The organism is Tichowtungia aerotolerans (genome assembly GCF_009905215.1).
Classification (GTDB): Bacteria; Verrucomicrobiota; Kiritimatiellia; order Kiritimatiellales; family Tichowtungiaceae; genus Tichowtungia; species Tichowtungia aerotolerans.
This window is the reverse complement of sequence record NZ_CP047593.1, coordinates 2,294,620-2,307,325: the sequence shown is the minus strand read 5'-3', so window position 1 is coordinate 2,307,325 and position 12,706 is coordinate 2,294,620. Positions and strand designations below refer to the sequence as shown.

Here is a 12,706-nt window from a genome sequence, read left to right as displayed (position 1 = left end):
ACAAAAGTCTAATTGTTTGCTGAAAAAAACTCTTAAACGATAAAGCTATTTACATTTAAAGACCGACCGCCTTACGCAGGTCTTCGAGTTCCCACGGAGCGAGTTCGCGATATTCACCGGAACGCAGTTTTTCGAGGCGCAGCGGACCGACCGAAACCCGCAGCAGGCGAACCACCTTGCAGTCCAGGGCTTCCATCATCCGGCGAATATGTCGGTTACGCCCTTCGCCAAGGGTCAGCGTATAACCGGGCTGACTGGCAATCATCCGCTTCAACGGTTCCACCCTGAGCACTTTCAGCATTTCGCCGCGACAGTTGAGGCCTTTGAGCATCCGGGCGATGTCCTGCTTCGAAAGTTCACGATCAATCCAGACCTGGTATTTTTTCTCCACATGATGCCGCGGATGCATCAGGCGGTGCGCCAGCTCGCCGTCGTTGGTCAGCAGAATCAGGCCCTCGCTCATCACATCGAGGCGTCCGACCGTGTAAAGACGACCCGCGAGGTCGGGAACCAGGTCGATGACCCGCTCGCGCCCTTCAGGGTCATCTGAGGTACAGATAACGCCGGTCGGCTTATTGAGCATCACCCAGACCTTCTCTTCGCGGGAAACCGGCCTGCCGTTGCAAACCACCTTCTGAGTGGCCGGGTCAACTTTTGTGCCGAGTTCAGTCACAACACATCCGTCCACACTCACCTGTCCGTCGACAATGAGTTTTTCCGAGGCGCGCCGCGAAGCCACGCCACATTCTGCCAGATATTTCTGAAGTCGAATCATCATAAAAAAAGCCCCGGCCGAACCGAGGCTTCTCCATAAACTGAAAATGGCTTACTCAGGTTTGGTTTTCGGCAGGCCGAATCCGCGATCGCCTTCTTTCCAGCGGCCCTCTTCTTTCAATTTATCAACGCGCTCAAAGCGTTTCAGCACGTTGCGCTGAATTTCAATTTTAGCGGCGTTTTTCAAACTGGAATGCATTGTCATGGTGCTTCTCCTAAAAATCGTTTTCCGAAATGAGCGGCAAAGAATACCTTTTTTGCTCCGATTGTCAAATATTCATCACTCCGAGTTGCCCCTGTAATTTTCCGGCTCCCGGGATTTCGGCAAAAAAAAGACCGGCAAAAAACCGGTCTTTCAAAATTGGCTCCTGCGACTGGACTCGAACCAGTAACCAAGTGATTAACAGTCACCTACTCTACCATTGAGCTACGCAGGAACGTTGAAGGCGAATAAGGTATAGAAATCGGCGGGCAAGTCAAGGCCTCCACGCGAAAAATTTTACTTTTCCGGACTTTGGAAAAAATCCGGCCTGTTTTTCCAATATCCGGAACACGCTGGGCCGGTTTTTCCGACCCGTGGAACCTCCTATAAACGACCGGAATCGCTGTCGCTTCCGAAAGCGTTGAGCCAGAGATGCAGCCACAGGGACGGTTCATCGTCCTCGTCCACTTTCAGGCCGAGGCCGAGGCCGATACAGTCAAAACGATGATTAACGAGGAAGCGCCGTTCCCGCCATTCATTCAATGTTGCGTCGTAGCGAACGAGAAACTGATAGGACCAGTCATTATTGGGAAACAGCTCGGTGGATGCAGCAACCAGAGAACGGGTATCAGCCAGATACCGGTATTCGAGTGAATACTGGCTGGAGTCGGTGGCCAGGTAATGAGCCCGGGCGTTATATTCGTCAAATTGCCCGGCATGCATGTCATATTCCAGATCAGACTGAATCCGGAAGTCGTCGGTCAGGCTCATATCCAGATTGGCAACCAGCGGTCCGAAATCTTTTTCACCGGTATTGCGGTCAAGACGATAGGATGTGTAGAGGTCGGTATCGAGGAAGTTGACCACTCGTCTGGCGCCTCGCTTGGTCTGAAGGAAGTTGCGCATCCCAAAGCGGACTTCGTTGCGATCGTCCAGTTCATCAATGTTGTCGAACTGATACAGCAGATTGGTTTCAATGTCCGAATAACGGTAGAGGTAATCCGCATAGGGCTCCACGACGTGCCGCAGGCCGGTTCCGTAGAAACCGCTTTGGTCGGTCAGCTTTTTATGGGCCTTGAAGGATGATAACGTTCCCAACTCCACGATATTGCGGTATTCGGCAGAACCGGCCGGTGTGTCGCCGTACCAGGTTCCACGATACGCTGCACGCGGAATGACATTAAAGAACTCCTTGATGCGCAACGGCAGGAAGACCTGATTGTATGTATCGAACCGGGCGCTGCGGTAGTCGGGAGCGGCCACGCTCGGAAGAATATTTGTCTCGGCGTGCTGCATTTCGTAGAAGCCCGCACGGGTTTCATTCTGGAAATAAGCCAGATCGCCCAGCGGGGCACGATACCAGTCGAAACTGGCTTCCGGCATGCGCTCAACCGTTGTATAAAAATCGTTCGCACTGCGGTCCACACGAACGCCGGCGGCATAGCTGTCCGCCGAATGCTGAAGCACCGCATAGTTCTCCGGATTTACATTCTGGCGGAACTCATCGTTAAAGAAATCTTCGAGAACCGTCGGGTCGCTCAGCCAGTTCACTTCCGTGCGGAAATAGGTTTCGTCACTGATCTGCTCTTGGTGATCGAGATGCACACGATAACGCTGCGAGTCGATCAATGCCTGCTCGGCCGCCGTCAGGTCATCATTCTCGAGAGGATCATTGTCGCTGATGTAATAGGTTTTGATACCACCTTGTCCTCTGGGCGTGCTCCACCGGAAATCCTGTCCCAACCCGACACCACGATCGGAATAGAGGTCCAGATGCGAGGTGGTCGTCAGCCAGTCGGTCGGGCGCAGGACCGCACGGCCCATCACAAATGCTCCAAGGCGGCCGCTGTAACCGACGGAGAAGCTGAAAACACGATAGCCGAGGTGGCGCTGCCAATACGGTGTGTAAAAGACGGGAATATCACCGACATAAAATGTGACATGCTTTGCCTTAATAAACCGTCCCCCCGGCTTATCCTCATCAATCAGGCGCACTTCGCCGGCTTTGGCATAAACAATCGGATCGCTGCCGGAGCAGGTGGTAATCCGGGCATTAACCATTCGATACTCGTTTGAAGAAACCTGTTCGGTCTTTTCTGCGGTAATATACGCCGGCTCAAAGTACATGCTCGACGGCCCAAAGTTTCCTTCACGGGTTTTGAAGTTGTACAGCAGTTTTTCGCCTTCCCAGCGGTTACCGTCGTACAGCATCACAATATTACCCATCGCGGTGATATCACCGGTTTCCTGGTTGACGCTCACATAATCGGCCTGCAGGCTGGCACCTTCCTGCTGAACGGCCACATTGCCTTTCCCGATCAGCTGCCCGCTTTCATACTCCAGCCGATCCGCAGTCACTTCAACAGCATCCGGACTGCCAACCTCGGGAAGCGGTTTGCGCGCGGAGCCCCCCCCGGTGGACACCGAAGGGGTTGTCGTCACTGTATCTGATGAAATAGAAGCCATAATCTCCGGAACGGTTTCAGGCACCGGAACCGGTTCAACGGCAACCTCGCCGTCGGCAACGGCCTCACCGCCGACAGACGGGGCAACCGGGAACATCACACGAAGTCTCTGGGAGGCGGCCGCAGCACGACTTGTTTCCGGATGTTCTTCGATCACTGATTCATAATAAATTTTTGCAGAATCATTGCGGGGCGGTTTCGGTATACGTTCATAGAACCGGCCGATTTCAAAATCGTGTGCAGCGGCCTGATCCGCCAGCTCGTCCGCAAACTGTTCAATCTCAGCCCGATGCTCCGAATCCTTATAGGTTTCCATGAAAATGGCCGAAGCCAGCTGAGCCTGCTCCCGAATATCCACACTGTATGGAGTTTTCTTCACCATTTCCTGCAGGCACTGAACCTTTGCGAACGAAGCCTGTTCTGCAAATGAGCTGTCAGGATAGCGATATTCAACGGTTGAATAGGCGATCACCGCCATATCGTAGTTGCCGTCCTGCTGGTACGCCTGCCCGATCTCAGACTGGATTTCCGGCGCCCGGTCCCACTGCGGCGCGTTTTTAAGGATGGACTCTAAATACGGGATCGCGCGTTCCGGCGCCCGGTAACCGCCGAACAGCCAGCGCATCCGCTTGCGCTCCATCTCGCGTTGAGCAATTGCATACTGGTTTTCCAGCACCCCATCATAATTTTTCAGGCCGGTGTAATAGGTCTTAATCAGTTCTTCATAGGTCTCGAATGATTTCTTATCCTTACCCTGCTCAAAGTAAATATCGCCCACCGCCTGTTTGGCTCCGGCAGCCTGAGCGCTCTCCGGCCAGCGCTTCACCAGCACCTCAAACTGCTTGCGAGCCGCCGAGAGTTTGCCTTTTTCGCGCAGCGCAACCGCATAATCCCAGTGATCAGCCGGAGACACCGGTTTGTGAGCAAATGGATTCAGATAAAAATAGTTGCCGCTCGTGCTTTCCTTATAAGCCAGCTCCTTCGAAGAAGCCGTCAGCGCAAAAAGAACCGAAACTGTCAGAAAAAAGACAAATTGTTTGATTTTCATATCCGGCAGAGACTACGGAAGCGGCCAATGCTTGGCAAGTTCGAAGCATTCGTCTTCACAGATCAGAGTCTCACAGGATCAGTGCCCGCTCGCTAAAGATATTTACTTCCGCCCGGCATAAAATGGGTTATTGTGACTTCTATGATTGATTTTCTGCTCATCACCCTGACCGCCCTGCTCTGCGGAATCGGCGTGCTGTTCTCAGCATTCGCCTTCTCGGGCACATGGATTGTTCTGGCCGCCGCAATCATCACCTTCTTCGCCGCCGGTTTTCCAACCCCGGGAACGCTGATCGTATTCGCCGTGCTCTGCATCGGCGCGGAAGTCCTGGAAGCGCTTGCCGGATGGTTCGGCGTCCAGAAACGAGGAGGTTCCAAAACAGCCGGACTGGCGGCCATCGCCGGCGGACTGCTCGGGGCCTTTTTCGGCTCCATGCTTTTTCCAATCCTTGGAACGTTTCTCGGGATGCTGGTCGGTTCATTCGCTCTGGCGTTTCTTGTGGAATGGAAACGACTCAAACATCACGGTCATGCAGCCAAAATCGCCTCCGGCGCACTCGTCGCCCGACTGCTCATCCTGTTCCTGAAAACCGCCCTCACCCTTGCCATGAGCGCATGGCTGCTGATCGGCCTGATTCAGGCCTGAGCCTGCGTCGGACGAATATCTTTTAGATTCAGCTGCAGGGATGTGCGGCCGTTCCACGTGTTTTCATGGAGAGAAAAGGCAATATCCACCGGACCATCGGGAAGCTTTTCGGCCATGTTAAAGCCAATGGCATCGACCCGGTTCCGGCCATCGGTGAATGTAAGCTTCAAATGTTTTTCCTTGAGAATCCGGCTGTCCGCCACATTCACATTCATCACGGCCCAGATCGGCTCCGGATTATCCTGCCCAAACGGACCGGTGCGCCGCAGCCCGCTCATCAGCAAAGAGTCTATTTCTGACAGATCGACCATGCGATCGATCTCCAAAACAGGACTTAAATCGACATCTTTAAGCCGTTTATATGCATAGTCATTAAAGCACTTGCGAAATGCGTCGAGGTTTTCCGTCTTCACCTCCAGCCCGGCGGCCATCTCATGCCCTCCGTGGCGGACCAGCAGATCCGCGCAGGCATGGAGTCCATCGAGAACACTGAACGCTTCGATGCTGCGGCAGGAACCGCGGCCGCGGTCTCCGTCGATGCCGATCACAGCCACCGGCCGGCCGTAACGCTGAATCAGGCGTGAAGCGACAATCCCGATGACGCCGGCATGCCACCCTTCGCGGGCGACCACCAGCCCGAAGTGTCTGGTTTCATCAAACCAACTGTCGATTTCATCGACGGCCTCTTTCACAATATCGCGCTCGATGGCCTGCCGTTCACGGTTGGATTCGTCGAGCAGTGCGGCCAGCTCATCCGCCTTTTCCGGCAGATCGGTCAAAAACAGGTCGAGCGCAGCATCGGCACGGCCGACACGGCCGGCGGCGTTGATGCGCGGACCGAATGTGAAACCGGCGTGCCACGTTTCAAGCGGACCTCTCAGACCGGACACCCGCTTCAGCGCGCCCCAGCCCGGCCACGCCGAATTTTCCAACGTTTGGAAACCGGCGCGCACGAGAGCGCGGTTTTCGCCGAGCAGCGGCACCATATCGGTGACCGTGGCCACCGCAACAAAATCGAGCACACTTTTAAGATCGAACAGGGTCGAAGCCGCACAGGTATCATCGCGTCCGGCTTTAATGAGCGCATGGCATACTTTAAAGGCAACGCCGACTCCGGCCAGAATGGAGGCCGGATGATTTTCAACCCGCTTGGGGTTCACAACAGCAACAGCACTGGCGATTTTCTCACCCGGCTCGTGGTGATCCGTCACCACAATATCGACACCGCGTTCCCGGGCCGCCTCAACGGCGGCAACCGCGCCGGTTCCGCAGTCGACAGTCACAATCAGCGACGGACCGTGCAGTTCAACGCAGGTTTGGAGCGCATCGGGCGAAAGGCCGTAGCCGTTTTCCAGCCGTCCGGGAATGTAGGCGGACACATTGCCGCCAAGTCCGCGCAGAACACGGACCATCAGCGCGGTCGAGCAAACCCCGTCCGCATCATAGTCACCAAAAACCGTGATTTTTTCTCCGTCGGCCAGCGCGCGGCGGACGCGTTCGACCGCCGGGGTCATGTCCGGAAGCTCAAACGGATCGCGCAGCGTCGACAGCGCCGGATTCATAAAATCATACGCGTCTTCAGCCGTCGTGCACCCGCGCTGAACCAGCAGTGCAGCCAGCGGTTTTGGAACATTTTCCAAACATTGGAAAAGGCGCTCAACGAGCGCCTCTTCACATGGCTTAAACTTCCAGACTCTGGACATTAAACCTTTTTCTCCTTGTGCCACAGCAGTACAACCGGCGTGGCGATGAAGATGGAGGAATAGGTACCGACGACCACACCGATCAGCAGGGCCCAGGCGAAGTCGTTGATGGCTCCGCCGCCGACAACCACCAGCATCACGACCGTGAGCAGCGTGGTGAGTGACGTCAGCAGTGTACGGGACAGCGTCTGGTTGATGGACAGGTTGGCGATCTCGCTGTAGGAGGCTTTGCCCTTCATCAGCTTGATGTCCTCACGAATGCGGTCGAACACCACAATGGTGTCGTTGACCGAGTATCCGACAATGGTCAGCAATGCGGCAATAATCGTCAGACTGAGCTGGCGACCGCACAGACAGTAGATTCCGACCGTAATGAGCACGTCATGCAGCAACGCAATGATGGCCCCTACCGCGAAGGAAAACTCAAAGCGGATAGAGATGTAAATAATGATTCCGACCATGGCCACAAGGATCGCAGTAATTCCCTTTTTCTTGAGCTCGGCCCCAATCTGAGCGCCGATTTTCTCTTCGCCGGCTTCGATTATACCGTTACCGGAGAAGGCGGTCTGCATGGCCGTCAACGCGGCGTCACCTTCTTCAAAGCCGATTTTGATTTCAAGGGCTTCCGCCGTTTTGCCGGCCTCACCAAAACCGCGCTGATACTGAATTGTAGCGTCCGCGATGCCGGCGTTGCCGAGGACTTCGCGCACCTGTTCAACGGAAGGCTGCTGTTCGAACCGGAAGAGGTAAGACGTACCGCCGGTGAAATCGATCCCGAAGTTGTCCTGTCCCTTCATGACGAACACTCCCCACGTTCCTACAATCAGAATGAGCGAGAAGATAATCGCGGGAATCCGTTTCCCTACAAAGTCGATGTTGGTACCGGATTTGATAATCGTGAGCATCTTCATGGTTTTGAGCTTCGCTTTATCCGCAATCGTTTCAAGGAACATGCGGGTGAAGACCAGCACCATCAGCATACTGACGAGAATACCGGCGCTCAGGGTCACGGCAAAACCGCGAATGGCTCCCGAACCCTGCCAGAAAAGAATCGCGGCGGTCAGCAATGTGGTTACGTTGGCATCAAAGATGGTGCTGAACGCTTTGCTGTAACCGGAAGTGATGGCACCGAGCACGCTTTTGCCTGAACGAAGCTCCTCACGGATACGTTCGAAAATCAGCACATTGGCGTCCACGGCCATACCGATGGTCAGCACAATACCGGCGATTCCGGGCAGTGTCAGCACCGGCAGGCCGGCCTGCGCTCCGGATTCAGAAGTGAACAACCCGAAAATTCCTGAAGCAAACCACATTCCGAACGGAAGCAGGATCATGACGAGCAACAGGGAAAGGTCGGCGATAACTCCGGCAAATCTGTAGTAGAGCGCCATAAAAACGAGTACGAGAATGCCGCCGAAAATAACGGCGCGAATACCGCTCTGAATGGAGTCGCTTCCAAGGGATGGGTCCACTTCGCTTTTCTGAATGATATTCAGCGGCGCTTTCAGAGACCCGGCGCGCAGCGCATTGGCCAGCTTCATCGCTTCTTCCACAGAGAACTGCCCGGTGATCTGGGCGCTTCCGCCGTAGATCGGTTCCCGGATGCTCGGAGCGGAATACAGAGTGCCGTCCATGACGACCGCCAGGCGGCGACCTTCATTGTTGTTCTGATTGTTTTCGCCGTTCGGAGAATAGGATGCCGTTATCTGAGCAAAACGATCCGCACCTTTGCTGTCAAAGGAAAGCGAGATGTACGGCTGGTTGTTCATGTCGTACTGCGCGGAAGCATCTTTGAGCGAGGTGCCCGGCAGCTGGTTGCGGATTTCGACATACAGCGGACGATAGATGGTGGAACCGTCGCGCAGGCTGTCTTTCATCAGCATGAACTCCGCTTTACCGCGGAAACCGAAACTCCCGAAGTCCTTGGTGTCAATATCTTTGCCGGCACTGCGGTCGAGAATGTAGTAGTTGCCGCCGGCAGCATCCGGAATTTTATAACCGGGAGGGGCAAGACGCTCTGCAAACAGTTCGCTCACCCATTTGTCGCTGTCCATGTGCACCAAACGGAATTCGAGGAACGCGGCACGCTGAATCAGGTCCGTGGCTTCCTGGATATTTTCGGAGTCGATTCCCGGCAGACGCACAATAATGTTGTCGGTGTCGGTCTGCGGATAAATTTCCGGCTCGGCAATCCCGAGGCCGTCCACACGATTGCGGATCACTTCCAACGCAACATCTTTGGCGGTCTGAACATCTTTATCGACCTTCGCGGACAGTTTTGAGCCGCCGATTTCCGGATTTTCGTCCTTAATCAGCTCTTCAACTTTACTGCGATCCACCTGAACTGTAAAACTGGCACCACCCTGCAGGTCGAGACCGAGTTTGACTTTATCTTTGAACGGATGAACCAGCGCCAGCGACCAAGCCGTTACACCCGCCAGCAGGAGCCATTTCCACAATGTATTTTTCATATGTTGCCTTTTCCCACCCAATTAAGCTTTGACGTCGTTCGGAGTTTCGCCCTTTTCGATAATCTGCGATACAGCAGACTTCAAGACTTCGACCTTCGTGTTTTCTGCAATACGCACAATCAGCGTCTTTTCTTTAACTGTGCAGACTTCGCCGATGATTCCGCTGGAAAGAAGTACACGTTCACCGCTTTTCACAGCGGCAATCATGGCCTTGCGTTCTTTTTCGCGTCGCTGCTGCGGACGGATCATGATGAAGTAGAAAATTGCTACCATAAAGACGAGCGGCATAAACTGGAGGAGTCCTCCACCGGCGGCTTCTCCGCCCTCAGCAGCCGGTGCTGCAGCCATTGCAAGAATCTGTAAAAACATGCGCGTTTCTCCTGTGGGTTCTGAAAATTACAAAGGCGAACATGCTAAAGTCCGCCTCTGCCCTTGGCAAGCTCGAAACAGGCTGTTCAGCCGTTCCGCGTGAGGTCATCATAAAATGCGGCTGTAGCCGCCGACATATAAGGCACCACCCATAAAAACCCGATTCCGAGGGTCAGCACAGCAAGCACCTGCCAGCCGACAAATCTCAGCCAAAGCAGCGCGAGTCGCCAGTAGTTGCCTTTCATCAGCGCGGCACTGCGCTGAATCGACTGCACCGCGCGCGCAGAGGAATCATCCGCAACAACATAAAGAACCAGGGCATAGCGCATCTGAACCGGGATCAGGACAACGGCTGCAAGCAGACCGATCAGCACATACAGCGCAGTCATCGTATACCCGGGGAAAACCGCCGGATCAGGATGCACAAAAAAAGCCGCCGCTCCCCCGACAACAACAAACGGAATCATCCAGGCAAAAATGATCAGTACGACCAGCATGTGAGCGCACCATGCGGTTCCAAACCGGTCAAAGCCTCCGAACAGCAGAGCAAACGGATTACTTCCCTTCCGGATCGTCTGCAGGAAGTAAAGGTTCAGACCGACCACCAGCGGAGCTGTAAAAATCAGTTGAAGAACTCCGCCGGCAAACGGAACCTGACTGGATCCGGAAAGCAGCAGAAAATAGACAAGCATCACACCTATGGACCTTCCCCAGCAGCCGGAAAGTCCGGCGCGTGCTGTTGCAGTCAGTTCACGAATCGGTGTTATACTCTTCATGGAATTCTCCTTTTTATAAAGCCAAAGCCGTATCGATATCCGGCACGGCAGACAGCAGCTTCTGAGTATATGGATGCTGCGGGCCGTCGCAAACCTGATCCGCACTGCCGGTTTCAACAATTTCGCCGTTAAACATCACCGCAATGCGATCGCTCATATCGCGGACCACCGCCAGATCATGCCCAACAAACAAATACGCCAGCCCGCGTTCGTGCTGCAGTTTTTTCAAAAGACGAACAATATCGGCCTGCACCGACACATCAAGCGCGGATACCGGTTCATCGGCCACCAGCAGTTTCGGCTCCACAGCCAGCGCACGCGCAATCCCGATCCGCTGGCGCTGTCCGCCGCTGAATTCGTGCGGATAGCGTCGCAACCAGTCGGGATTCAGCCCCACATTTTCGAACAATTCGGCAGCCCGCTCGCGCCGTACAGCCTTCGTTTTGCCGAGGCCATGCACATAAAGCACCTCTTCAATCGCCGCGCCCACACTCATGCGCGGATTCAGCGACCCGAACGGATCCTGGAAAACCATCTGCGCTTCGCAGCGAAACTGTTTCAAAGAAGCCCCCCTCAACTCGTGCACACAGCTGCCCTCAAAAAGAACCCGGCCCGATGCAGCCGGCTCCAATGCCAGCACGGCACGACCCAGTGAACTTTTGCCGCACCCGCTCTCACCCACCAGCCCAAGCGTTTCACCGGCCGCCAGCGACAAACTCACATTGCGTACCGCCTCCAGCGCGCCATAACGCACGCTTACATTTTCAACTTCTAAAAGCTCATTCATAACCGTCAAGACGCCAAGATTAAGAGGATAAAACCACCCGCTTTATATCATTCTTCAGCAATGGGACATTAAAATTGACCAGTAAGCCTAAAGAAAAACCTGTTGCTTTCAAATATGAAAGAACCTGGGCTGTATGAATCGGAGCCAACTCTTCTACAGCCTTGAGTTCAACAATCAGCTCTCCACCAACCAGAATGTCAATCCGCCCCTCGCCCACAGCACTGCCCTTGTACAAAACATGCACAGCCTTTTGCCGCTCGAAAAAAATATTCCTTAAAGACAATTCCAGACACAGCGCGTCTTCATAAACTGACTCCAAAAATCCCGGCCCCAAAACCTTATGTACCTCCAACGCCGCATCGATTACCAATGCTGCCATCTCATCGACTTTTCTGGATGGTTCTCTATACATTCCTGGCGTCTTGGCGGTTAACTGAATGCAGCCGGGGAACGGCCTTCAGCAGTTTTTTTGTGTAATCGTGCTGCGGAGTTTTCAGAACCGTCTTCGTTTCGCCAAACTCAACGATCTTTCCGGATTTCATCACATACACCCGATCCGCCACATTCGCGACAATTCCGAGGTTGTGAGTAATCAGCAAAATCGAAAGCCCTCGTTTCTCGCGCAGATCAATCAGCAGCTCGAGAATCTGTTTCTGCACCGTCACATCCAGCGCAGTCGTCGGCTCATCGGCGACCAGCAGGTCCGGGTCACACGCCAGAGCCATTGCAATCATGGCACGCTGCTGCATGCCGCCGGACAGCTCATGCGGATAAGATTTCGCCGTGCGCTTCGGATCGGGAAGCCCAACCGCAGCCAGCAGTTTTTCCACCTCCGGCTTCACCTGTACATCGTTACGGTGCAAACGAATCGCCTCACCAATCTGCCAGCCCACTGTAAACACCGGATTGAGCGACGTCGCCGGTTCCTGAAAGATATAGGAAATTTTATCACCACGAACTTTCCGAAGTTCAGAATCTTTCAGCCCCAACGTTTCCAATGCTTGGAAAACCACTTTTCCGCCGACAATCCGCCCGGCGGGTTGAGGAATCAGCTTGGCAATCGACAGCGCACTGATGCTTTTGCCGCTGCCGCTCTCGCCGACCAGCGCAACAATCTCGCCCGGAAAAATATTAAAATCCACACGATCAACCGCCCGGACCGGATCATCAACCGGTCCGAAATGAACCTCCAGATCCTCAACACTTAACAACGCACTGTTCTGCTTCGTTTCCATTAAACTCGGTCCAATATGCCCTGCCCGCACCGCATTGTCTATATTGTTTCCACATCGGAAGCACCGCTCTCCAGATTTCCCCTAGAGACTCGAACGGCATCGTTAATGAATTTATATAAGCATATTTCTTTTAACTGCTTACATGTGAACTTATCCCATACATTTAAATGTATAGGACACGCCCGTCTCAGCTTCTGTTGAACGGAAACAATAAAAAGCGATCAGGTGGCG

The 12,706-nt window shown here is 54.1% G+C and carries 10 protein-coding genes, 1 tRNA gene and 1 pseudogene; 1 reads left to right on the top strand and 11 read right to left on the bottom strand.

Annotation, left to right across the window (positions count from 1 at the left end; genetic code table 11):
* Positions 1 to 55: 55 nt before the first annotated feature.
* The 4 genes from GT409_RS09525 to lptD form a co-directional block, all read right to left on the bottom strand.
* Entirely contained in the window at positions 56 to 778 is a 723-nt protein-coding gene (locus GT409_RS09525) for a pseudouridine synthase (protein WP_160628863.1), read from the bottom strand.
* Between the two features lie 48 nt (positions 779 to 826).
* Positions 827 to 979, bottom strand: coding sequence for a small basic protein (locus GT409_RS09520; protein ID WP_160628862.1), 153 nt, complete (start codon positions 977 to 979; stop codon positions 827 to 829).
* A 157-nt stretch (positions 980 to 1,136) separates the two neighbouring features.
* Positions 1,137 to 1,211 (bottom strand) — tRNA-Asn (locus GT409_RS09515).
* A 149-nt stretch (positions 1,212 to 1,360) separates the two neighbouring features.
* Positions 1,361 to 4,489 carry an LPS assembly protein LptD gene (gene lptD / locus GT409_RS09510; RefSeq protein ID WP_160628861.1) on the bottom strand — a complete coding sequence of 1,043 codons (3,129 nt, stop codon included), beginning with the start codon at positions 4,487 to 4,489 and terminating at the stop codon, positions 1,361 to 1,363.
* Between the two features lie 141 nt (positions 4,490 to 4,630).
* Here lptD and GT409_RS09505 point away from each other — a divergent pair, with 141 nt between their 5' ends.
* Positions 4,631 to 5,134, top strand: a complete 504-nt coding sequence (locus GT409_RS09505) for a DUF456 domain-containing protein (RefSeq protein ID WP_160628860.1) — start codon at positions 4,631 to 4,633, stop codon at positions 5,132 to 5,134.
* On the opposite strand, the gene recJ is transcribed toward GT409_RS09505, so the two are convergent.
* The 7 genes and pseudogenes from recJ to GT409_RS09470 form a co-directional block, all read right to left on the bottom strand.
* Positions 5,125 to 6,837 carry a single-stranded-DNA-specific exonuclease RecJ gene (gene recJ, locus GT409_RS09500; RefSeq protein ID WP_160628859.1) on the bottom strand — a complete coding sequence of 571 codons (1,713 nt, stop codon included), beginning with the start codon at positions 6,835 to 6,837 and terminating at the stop codon, positions 5,125 to 5,127. The two genes, GT409_RS09505 and recJ, sit on opposite strands and share 10 nt — an antisense overlap.
* Positions 6,837 to 9,308: a protein translocase subunit SecD gene (gene secD / locus GT409_RS09495; protein WP_160628858.1), complete on the bottom strand. Its 2,472-nt coding sequence runs from the start codon at positions 9,306 to 9,308 to the stop codon at positions 6,837 to 6,839. Before secD ends, recJ begins: the two co-directional genes overlap by 1 nt.
* A gap of 21 nt (positions 9,309 to 9,329) precedes the next feature.
* Positions 9,330 to 9,677: a preprotein translocase subunit YajC gene (gene yajC / locus GT409_RS09490; protein WP_233231515.1), complete on the bottom strand. Its 348-nt coding sequence runs from the start codon at positions 9,675 to 9,677 to the stop codon at positions 9,330 to 9,332.
* A gap of 86 nt (positions 9,678 to 9,763) precedes the next feature.
* A complete protein-coding gene (locus tag GT409_RS09485) occupies positions 9,764 to 10,453 on the bottom strand; it encodes a DUF975 family protein (RefSeq protein ID WP_160628857.1) in 690 nt (229 codons plus the stop codon).
* A 40-nt stretch (positions 10,454 to 10,493) separates the two neighbouring features.
* A pseudogene (locus tag GT409_RS09480) lies at positions 10,494 to 11,240 on the bottom strand (ATP-binding cassette domain-containing protein); the annotation flags it as partial.
* Positions 11,241 to 11,259: 19 nt separating this feature from the next.
* The gene (locus tag GT409_RS09475) at positions 11,260 to 11,652 is read right to left on the bottom strand and encodes a GxxExxY protein (protein WP_160628855.1); all 393 of its coding nucleotides are present in this window, start codon (positions 11,650 to 11,652) and stop codon (positions 11,260 to 11,262) included.
* A complete protein-coding gene (locus GT409_RS09470; RefSeq protein ID WP_160630089.1) occupies positions 11,645 to 12,475 on the bottom strand; it encodes an ABC transporter ATP-binding protein in 831 nt (276 codons plus the stop codon). Before GT409_RS09470 ends, GT409_RS09475 begins: the two co-directional genes overlap by 8 nt.
* Between the last annotated feature and the right edge of the window lie 231 nt (positions 12,476 to 12,706).

Coding starts and splice junctions, on each gene's coding strand:
- GT409_RS09525 (WP_160628863.1), bottom strand. CDS start 778: ATGATGATTCGACTTCAGAAATATCTGGCAGAATGTGGCGTGGCTTCG.
- GT409_RS09520 (WP_160628862.1), bottom strand. CDS start 979: ATGACAATGCATTCCAGTTTGAAAAACGCCGCTAAAATTGAAATTCAG.
- lptD (WP_160628861.1), bottom strand. CDS start 4,489: ATGAAAATCAAACAATTTGTCTTTTTTCTGACAGTTTCGGTTCTTTTT.
- GT409_RS09505 (WP_160628860.1), top strand. CDS start 4,631: ATGATTGATTTTCTGCTCATCACCCTGACCGCCCTGCTCTGCGGAATC.
- recJ (WP_160628859.1), bottom strand. CDS start 6,837: ATGTCCAGAGTCTGGAAGTTTAAGCCATGTGAAGAGGCGCTCGTTGAG.
- secD (WP_160628858.1), bottom strand. CDS start 9,308: ATGAAAAATACATTGTGGAAATGGCTCCTGCTGGCGGGTGTAACGGCT.
- yajC (WP_233231515.1), bottom strand. CDS start 9,677: ATGTTTTTACAGATTCTTGCAATGGCTGCAGCACCGGCTGCTGAGGGC.
- GT409_RS09485 (WP_160628857.1), bottom strand. CDS start 10,453: ATGAAGAGTATAACACCGATTCGTGAACTGACTGCAACAGCACGCGCC.
- GT409_RS09475 (WP_160628855.1), bottom strand. CDS start 11,652: ATGTATAGAGAACCATCCAGAAAAGTCGATGAGATGGCAGCATTGGTA.
- GT409_RS09470 (WP_160630089.1), bottom strand. CDS start 12,475: ATGGAAACGAAGCAGAACAGTGCGTTGTTAAGTGTTGAGGATCTGGAG.